The organism is Desulfitibacter sp. BRH_c19, from assembly GCA_001515945.1.
GTDB lineage: Bacteria > Bacillota > DSM-16504 > Desulfitibacterales > Desulfitibacteraceae > Desulfitibacter.
Genome location: LOER01000006.1, coordinates 42659 through 50319 on the forward strand (window position 1 = coordinate 42659; position 7661 = coordinate 50319).

General features: G+C 38.2%; 7 protein-coding genes. 1 reads left to right on the forward strand and 6 read right to left on the reverse strand.

The annotated features are described in order from the left end of the window. The first annotated feature begins 1 nt into the window (after nucleotide 1). A complete protein-coding gene (locus APF76_03685) occupies nucleotides 2-343 on the forward strand; it encodes a hypothetical protein (GenBank protein KUO53154.1) in 342 nt (113 codons plus the stop codon). Between the two features lie 193 nt (nucleotides 344-536). Here the strand turns inward: APF76_03685 and APF76_03690 are convergent, their stop codons facing one another. The 6 genes from APF76_03690 to APF76_03715 all read right to left on the reverse strand — a co-directional run bounded on the left by APF76_03690 (nucleotide 537) and on the right by APF76_03715 (nucleotide 7507). After that, nucleotides 537-1610 (reverse strand): serine hydrolase, encoded by a 1074-nt coding sequence (locus tag APF76_03690; protein ID KUO53155.1) that lies wholly within the window; start codon nucleotides 1608-1610, stop codon nucleotides 537-539. 259 nt (nucleotides 1611-1869) lie between these two features. After that, entirely contained in the window at nucleotides 1870-3231 is a 1362-nt protein-coding gene (locus APF76_03695; protein ID KUO53156.1) for a group II intron reverse transcriptase/maturase, read from the reverse strand. 558 nt (nucleotides 3232-3789) lie between these two features. Beyond that, the gene (locus APF76_03700; GenBank protein KUO53157.1) at nucleotides 3790-4350 is read right to left on the reverse strand and encodes a hypothetical protein; all 561 of its coding nucleotides are present in this window, start codon (nucleotides 4348-4350) and stop codon (nucleotides 3790-3792) included. 276 nt (nucleotides 4351-4626) lie between these two features. Next, nucleotides 4627-5064 carry a hypothetical protein gene (locus tag APF76_03705; protein ID KUO53158.1) on the reverse strand — a complete coding sequence of 146 codons (438 nt, stop codon included), beginning with the start codon at nucleotides 5062-5064 and terminating at the stop codon, nucleotides 4627-4629. A 364-nt stretch (nucleotides 5065-5428) separates the two neighbouring features. Continuing rightward, entirely contained in the window at nucleotides 5429-6088 is a 660-nt protein-coding gene (locus tag APF76_03710; protein KUO53159.1) for a hypothetical protein, read from the reverse strand. 150 nt (nucleotides 6089-6238) lie between these two features. After that, nucleotides 6239-7507, reverse strand: coding sequence for a hypothetical protein (locus APF76_03715; protein ID KUO53160.1), 1269 nt, complete (start codon nucleotides 7505-7507; stop codon nucleotides 6239-6241). Nucleotides 7508-7661 lie beyond the last annotated feature (154 nt).

A 7661-nucleotide genomic window follows, 5' to 3' on the forward strand; every position in this document is an offset into this window, starting at 1 on the left:
AGTGATGTCTTACATTGGTAATATTTATTGGCTTGAAATTTATTACGAAGACAAAGATGAATCTAAAATCAGACCCATATTGATTGTAAACCATGAGAAAGATTCTAATCTCCTCACAATAGCTGAAATTACTAGTTCTCCGCCAAATAATCCTGCAACGTACTTCGATCAATTTAAAGAGCCCATTTATAAATGGAAAGATGCTGGACTTTCCCGCCTATCTTATGTTAAGACTCATAAACTCCATAGAATTGCCAAAGATGAACTTGGCTCTTATTGTGGAGAATTAGATGGAGATGAATTTTTTAGAATCCTCGACAAAATAATAGAAGTAAATAACTGAGACCTCTTGCAGGTCTTTTTTGTTTTCCAAAAAATAAGCTTAAAATTATGCTCCGAAATGGAGATTCCCGATAACGCAACCGAGTTTACGAAGTTCATGGGTCTTAGCCAGACTTGGCTTAGGCATGAATTTGGGTGAAGCGTAGCGGAACCGTAAACTTTTTGTTATGTGAAGTATACAACCCCAGCCGTTTTCATTTATCTGCTACTTTTAACAATTCTTTAATTACTTTTATCATAAACTTAAGACCTTTACTTTTATAAGATACATCATTAAAATTCCCAATCAAATAAGCATCTAATCCTGGATGGTAAAACATAAATGCCCCTGTTGCCCCAACACATCCCCAGCAATTATATTTTCCTGGGAGTAAGACTGGTATAGTTCTAAACTGCCAAATACCATAACCATAATCTATTCCAAAAAATAATTTAGTTGAATCATTCTTCATTTTTTCTAAAGTATCTTTTGAAACTATTTGACCTGCCACTAAAGCATTCATAAATTTAAGTAAATCCTCATTAGTAGCTACAACTCCACCACCAGCATAGTCAAGTCCAGCATAGTTTTTTAAATCGTTCCCTATTGTCCCATCAATACTAAAATGCGCAATTGGATATGAATATTCTTTTATGGGATCAGAATAGTTAAGCATAGATGAGTTCTCCATTCCAAGAGGAACAAAAATATAATCCTTCAATACTTCATGGAATGGCTTACCTGTAATATTTTCAATGATTAATCCCAAAAGATGATAATTAGTATCTGTATATTTTGTCTTTTTCCCTGGTGGACAATAAGGTTTTAAATTATTTTTACCCCAGATAATAGCTTCCCGTGGGCTCATATTAAATTCCTTCTCCTCAAGAAGCTTATCTAGTAGTGGCCAAAAGTTATCATATAAACCTGATGTTTGTTTCAACAGATGTTTGATTTTAATATTATTTGTATAATCTTTACCCTTGTAAATATGAAGATCATTCAGTAATTCCTCATCTAAATAGTTGCTAATGCTATCACCAAAAGATAGCTCTCCCTTTTCAAATAACATACTAATTATAGTTGATGTAAATAATTTGCCAACACTAGCCATATAATTAGGTTGCTGAGGGTTGGCACGCATATCACCTGTTGAACCTTCAGCAATATTCATATGAAAATCTAACTTCTGCGAATGAACTAATAAATAAGCATTCTTTACTTTAGAATCTTTTCGCACTTGATTCCTAAACATATCTTCAATTATTTTCATCGTTACTTTCTTCATTTTCGCCTTCCTTTCAAAAGTATATTTCACATAACGCTCTTTGCATTCCCGACGTGTCCGTCCCGCTAGGGCTGGCGCAAGACTTGCCCACCCTATGGTACATTCCCAAATGCAAGTCTTGTGACAGAGGATATGTGGGCGGCTTACCTCAAAACTCACCCCACCGCCGCTTGGGTGAGTAGCTAATCTCTCACGAAATTTCGCCCTCTCAGAACCGGACATGCCCAATTAAGGCATCCGGCTCCCCATATGAGCCTCTTTACACATATGCTGAATTAAGGTTAACTAAAGATTTAGGATTTTCTAGTGGATAGAGCTTCAACATCTTATTGAATTTACTCCACTCTAAATTATTCCTTTGACTACGCCGATTAAGCCATTTTGCTAGCAGAATAATGATTTGCCTTTTATAGTTCAATAGATTTTGCCAGTTATCACTAACACCATAGTATTGATAGTGACCCCTTAGTTTAGAGTTTACTGTTTTCCATATTTCTTTTAGGGATTGATGTCTATTTTCCTTAATCCATTGAGCAAAATCTTTCACCTTTGCGTTATATTTCTTTCGTGCTGTTTTCCATTTCAATTTGAAGCGTCCTTTTCTACTTCTTCCGCAGTAGTGGGTAATTCCCAGAAAGTCAAAAGTCTCAGGTTTTCCATCGCCACGTCTTTTTGCATCTCTCTCAGCAAACCGACCAAATTCTATAATTCTTGTTTTCTCTTCAGCTACTTCTAGCCCGAATTTTGCCAGTCTGTCCTTTAATGATTGGTAGAAAAGTTGTGCATCTCTCTTATATTGGAAACAAACTACGAAGTCATCAGCATACCTTGTTAGGTATGCTTCACCAATACTCATTTTTCTAATAACTTTGTCAAACCATGGGTCAAGGGTGTAGTGAAGATATATATTTGCCAGTAACGGCGATAAGCTACCCCCTTGCGGGACACCTTCTGTAGTGTTGATGAAAGTGTCTTCTTCCATTATTCCTGCTTTGAGAAAACGTTTAACTAACCTGAGTATTTTGGTGTCTTTAACTCGGTGTTCTAGCATTTTCATTAGCCATTCGTGGTCCACATGATCGAAAAAGCCACGAATGTCTGCTTCAACTATATAGCTTACTTTCTTTGTTCCTATGTTACGGCTTAAGTCTTTTAGAGCTTCATGACAGTTTCTTTTTGGTCTAAATCCAAAGGAGAAATCAAGGAAGTCTTGTTCGTATATGCTTTCTAGTATGATAACTAGTGCTGTTTGAACCAGTTTATCTTCTAAAGCTGGGATTCCAAGCGGTCTCATTTTATTGCTTCCTGCTTTGGGAATATACTTCCTTCTTACTGGGAGTGGTTTATATGTACCTCTCTTCAGCTTCTCCAGTAGGTTGATTAGATTCTCCTCAAGATGTAATTTGTAAATCTCTTTAGTTTCTCCATCAATTCCAGGGGCAGCCGAGCTTGATACTCTTTTGAAAGCTTCTCTTAATGTTCCTTTACCCATAAGATGAGCTAGTGAACAGAATTTGCTACTTTTATCTGCCCTTGCACGTTGTGCTATGTCTGCAAGTTTTGTTCTCACTGTTATCCTGGTTCTGAGTCCAGGCAATGTGTCGTTTGCATACGGTCTCATATGTCACTCTCCTTCCCTCTTTCCGGCGTTACCCGTTTTCATCGGTACTATGAGAGTGTCCGACTTCCCATTGGCATTTGCCTCTCTTACCTCTTCAGCTTGTTTGGCATACTTCTCTATGGTGAGAAGACCGTTGGGATCTCCCTGGGTTTCCACACATTCTTAGTGTTCTGCTAGGTATGGTCTTCGACCCCGGATAGGTCACCTTGTCCTCGCCTTATACGCACAAGGTGATATTGCTTTCCACGTTCCCGACCGTTTCTGCCTCTATCATTAGTTACAGAGTTTTCGGGGCTCAATCCCGTTCACCGCTGGGATACCACCCAGTCGATTCTACCTCGCTGACTTTCTGTCTACGCTTAAAACACTACGTTACCGCAATGCCTCCAAGACTCGATACGAGGCGGATGGCTAGTCCTTACCTCGGCAGGATCTCCCCCTGCTAGAATGTGCGACCTGCCAGGACGCACCGGGAAAGCTCGTGTTATGTAAAAGTCGCGCGCCTCTAGTTTCAGAGGCTGACAGGACGTTAGCCCCTCCAAATAGATATTTAATAGTTCACCTTTTTTTTCGTTGTCCTAGATAATATCCTTTCTGTCGTGCAATCTCGCCAAGTATGGAATGCAGAACTTTAGATTTACCTTTAATATCTAAACCATATGATGATTCTTTTGCTCCTACTAATGCTTCTTTTATCTCTTCAATTTTCATAACGGTTGCTGCTACACAATAATAGCTTTTTGAGCGACCTTCGTTAAAATTATCTAACATATCCTTTAGCAGTTCTTCTCTTATGTCCTGCAATCTTTTATATTCTTCAAATCCATTTTTCTGGATATAAATAATATCCTCCTTAAGCTTTTGATAACATTTAAATGAGTCATATTTTGCTCCCGCTTCCCGATGTTTCCCCCATTTTTCACAATTAGAACTTTCCTTACATTCCCAACAAAATTCAACCTCTTTTTTCTTTATAGCGCACGTTATAAAAGGACATCCAAGAGTCATTCGCGATTGACTCTTGCACCCGTCACATCTACTCTTAGCATCCGTATGATACATTGGACACAATTGACATGAAAGACCACATATCCCCATATCTGGGTATTTAATGTCCATTAGTGATTAACCCCTTCATATTGATATTTACTAAACATCACTAATCAGATCTATCCGCCCCACGATGTGGCGGCCACCGCGCGCGATTTTTTTATATAACGTTCCAGTATTAGCGAAGGTATTAGAAACTACCTCAAAATCCATTACAAACGCAATTTTAACCTTCTCAGGACTATTCAAAAACTATTTACTACTTTCGCTAATACGTTGTTATACGATGGGATGTGTCCCCAAATCAAGCTCCAACAAACCTTTAAATGAATGTGTACGTAATAATTAGTTGAGGCTAATGTTCATGGGGCACGCTCTGTTCCCACATCCCTTACAAACTTTAAAAGTTATCTCTACACCTGAAACAATAATTAACACCCAAAAAATAACCATCAATTGTAGTCTGCCTATTAGCCAAAATTGGGGAAATCCAACGATGAATAATAATGGAAGTAAAACACCGATGTAATCTCCTATCATATATGGCTCCTCTGATCTTTCCGGTAATAATTTCGTAACTTTCCCTGGCAAAATGTGTCCACATGAGTTTCGACGGCACGGACATTTCGAACAAAAGGCATAAACAATTATGAAAAATAAAACTGTACAAAGCACGAAGTAAGTTAAAGCAGTGATTCTCGACGATTGCGCAATTGATACAGCTCCTATTAAAATAGCTACTAAGATGAGTACAAGACTCCATACCCCATGTAATCTTCTCATAATTTCCCGCTCCCTCCATCTATTTCTCCGAACACATCCTGTCGTATAACGTGGCGCGGGTTTGCGAAGTTGCTTTGGAGGACAAGGGGTTTTCTTGTCCGTAAAAGCAATTTTGCAAACCTGCTGATAGGCGATGTTGGGAGCGCTTCAGCGCGAACCCGCCTATCAGCGGGTGTAACCGGCGCCACGATAGGACGGAATTGTGTGCGCAGCGAGCAATTTCCGTCCTATCGTTCCGCGAATTGCCGAAGTCTGATTACTACATTCATATTCTCTCAGATTTTGGCAATTCGCTGTTATCGGATGGATGAGGCCCCCCGAAGCCAGAGTGCGACAGGACGTCGCACCCTTAATAATTAATGCTTTAACAAATTTTAATTACTACGTCCTCTGGGAATGTGTCACCTTGCTTTTCAACAAGTAAGTATACTCCTGATGACCCCTCAAAAATTTGACCGATCCCTTGTTTCAATCTCTCAATTAGTAAGTCTTTGTTAAAATCGAATAGATAACACCAGGTTTCACCTGCGTCAATTACAAAAAGAATCAAAGTGTCAATGTAATTTTTACTTTTCTTCTCAAGAACACAATTAAGAAATCGATGAATGTAGGTATCAAATGCATCATTTACATCCCCAACAATTACCTCTGTCACTCCTCTGGAATTTAACTCTTTTGCACTCTTATTCTTTAAATATCCGTCATGATATTTTGAAATTTCAATTTTAATACTTCCGCCAGGCCCTTGAATAATCCCGTCATACTTCTGATTTCCAATTACAACATTATATCTATTATCTGAAACGCCAAACTCAGATTTTGCAAACTTATATAGGGGAATAAATTCTTCATAAAATTCCTTAAAAAGACCTTTCCTTAACCTAGCAAGCTTAATTAGTTCTGTGTTACTCCCGACTTTATCCATGATCTCCTTATAATAGAGATTCATTTCCTCTACCGTTCGTGGTTTTTCAATATCTTTAAGAAATTCATTTATAATGACATCATTGATTTCGCATTCCATAGAATTACCTCTCTCTTAACAATATTTCGCCGCAGGACGCGGCGACCCCGCCTCATCTTTCCGATAACGTTCCGTGAATTCCCGAAGTCTGGTTACTACACTCATATTCTCTCAGATTTTGGGAATTTACTGTTATACGACGGACCCCTTTCACTTAAGTCGATTAAGTAGATTATCAGATTTTAGCACATCAAATAAAAAGTCATCATCGCCAAGACTCTTATACTTTGTTACAACAATATAGTCACCTGATGGGCAGATGTTCATATACACCATAAATGTGTCTCGATAGTCGTCAACTTTGATAAGTTTCTTACTCTTGGTGCTATATGCAAAATATTCTCCCACATATTCTTCCTTAGATTTGCTGTAGTTTTCAACGCCGAACATGAATACGCATTCCTCATCCTGTTCGAAAGCCCCCATAAAACGTATGAACTGTCTTCTATCTATATCTTCATCAGGGAAATCTTTTTCTCCGTTGTAGATATCAAATACCTGAGACTGCTTGGTATCAGGATTATAAACTACACCTTGGTAAATACCCCCGGTCATTTCTCCAGTCATAAAAACTAAATTACCTTCATTTGTACGGAATATTCCTCCTCTTAAACAACGTTCAGCAGTTATTAGTGAGGATACTCCTGTGGGAATATCATAAAGATAAGTTTCCATTACATCCGGTTGGGACTCCTTAAGATAAACAAAACGTTTATCATCAACCACCAATAATAACTTTGCATTTTTTATTAATTCATTCTCACCTGTTTTATTGCCGACGTAAATGCTACCCAATACAAAGTTATCAAGTTGGCGTTTGCTATTATAATAAAGCTTATCACCAATCTTCTTAACATTAATCGCCCATGAAAGGTATGGAGCTACCGTTTCAGGGTCTGCCTTTGTAGTAACGGGGGCACACTCTTCGGTTATTTGGACTTCTTCACCTGTTTTAGTATTAATCAAGAAAAGACGGAATTTATTAGAGAATAAGATATTTTCGTTATCAAACCATTCAACCTGCTCCACCCGAGGTCTGTATACCCCAACTCCTTCACGATATTTATCAAGATCAAGATGCAGTACGGATTTGTCTGTTTCTAAATTACGTATTTCTACGTCATTATCATAATACCCTATCGTTTTTATTACTATAATTTGCGATTTATCAGGTGATAAATCGCAATCTAATGAGGTAATATTTCCTTTGAATGTATTGTCTGACATTAAGTTCTCGGTTCTACCATTTAAGGGAAAGTAGGCAAATAATCCATTATCAGTTGCATATAGTAATTGATCATCCTGCCATTCTGTTGATATTGCTCTTACATCTTTAGGTAGTTCAATTTCACTTGTACCTCCACAACCAGTAAAAATAACAATAATAAAGCAAAGTAAAGCACACATTAATTTTCGCATTAATCTTCCTCCTCACACAAAGGGTCTGTCGTATAACGTGGCGCGGGTTTGCGAAGTTGCTTTGGAGGACAAGGGTTTTCTTGTCCGGAAAAGCAATTTTGCAAACCTGCTGATAGGCGATGTTGGGAGCGCTTTAGCGCGAACCCGCCTATCA

What these genes read in the sequence shown, in the direction of transcription:
- APF76_03690 (KUO53155.1), bottom strand. Translation starts at nt 1,610, where the DNA reads ATGAAGAAAGTAACGATGAAAATAATTGAAGATATGTTTAGGAATCAA.
- APF76_03695 (KUO53156.1), bottom strand. Translation starts at nt 3,231, where the DNA reads ATGAGACCGTATGCAAACGACACATTGCCTGGACTCAGAACCAGGATA.
- APF76_03700 (KUO53157.1), bottom strand. Translation starts at nt 4,350, where the DNA reads ATGGACATTAAATACCCAGATATGGGGATATGTGGTCTTTCATGTCAA.
- APF76_03705 (KUO53158.1), bottom strand. Translation starts at nt 5,064, where the DNA reads ATGAGAAGATTACATGGGGTATGGAGTCTTGTACTCATCTTAGTAGCT.
- APF76_03710 (KUO53159.1), bottom strand. Translation starts at nt 6,088, where the DNA reads ATGGAATGCGAAATCAATGATGTCATTATAAATGAATTTCTTAAAGAT.
- APF76_03715 (KUO53160.1), bottom strand. Translation starts at nt 7,507, where the DNA reads ATGCGAAAATTAATGTGTGCTTTACTTTGCTTTATTATTGTTATTTTT.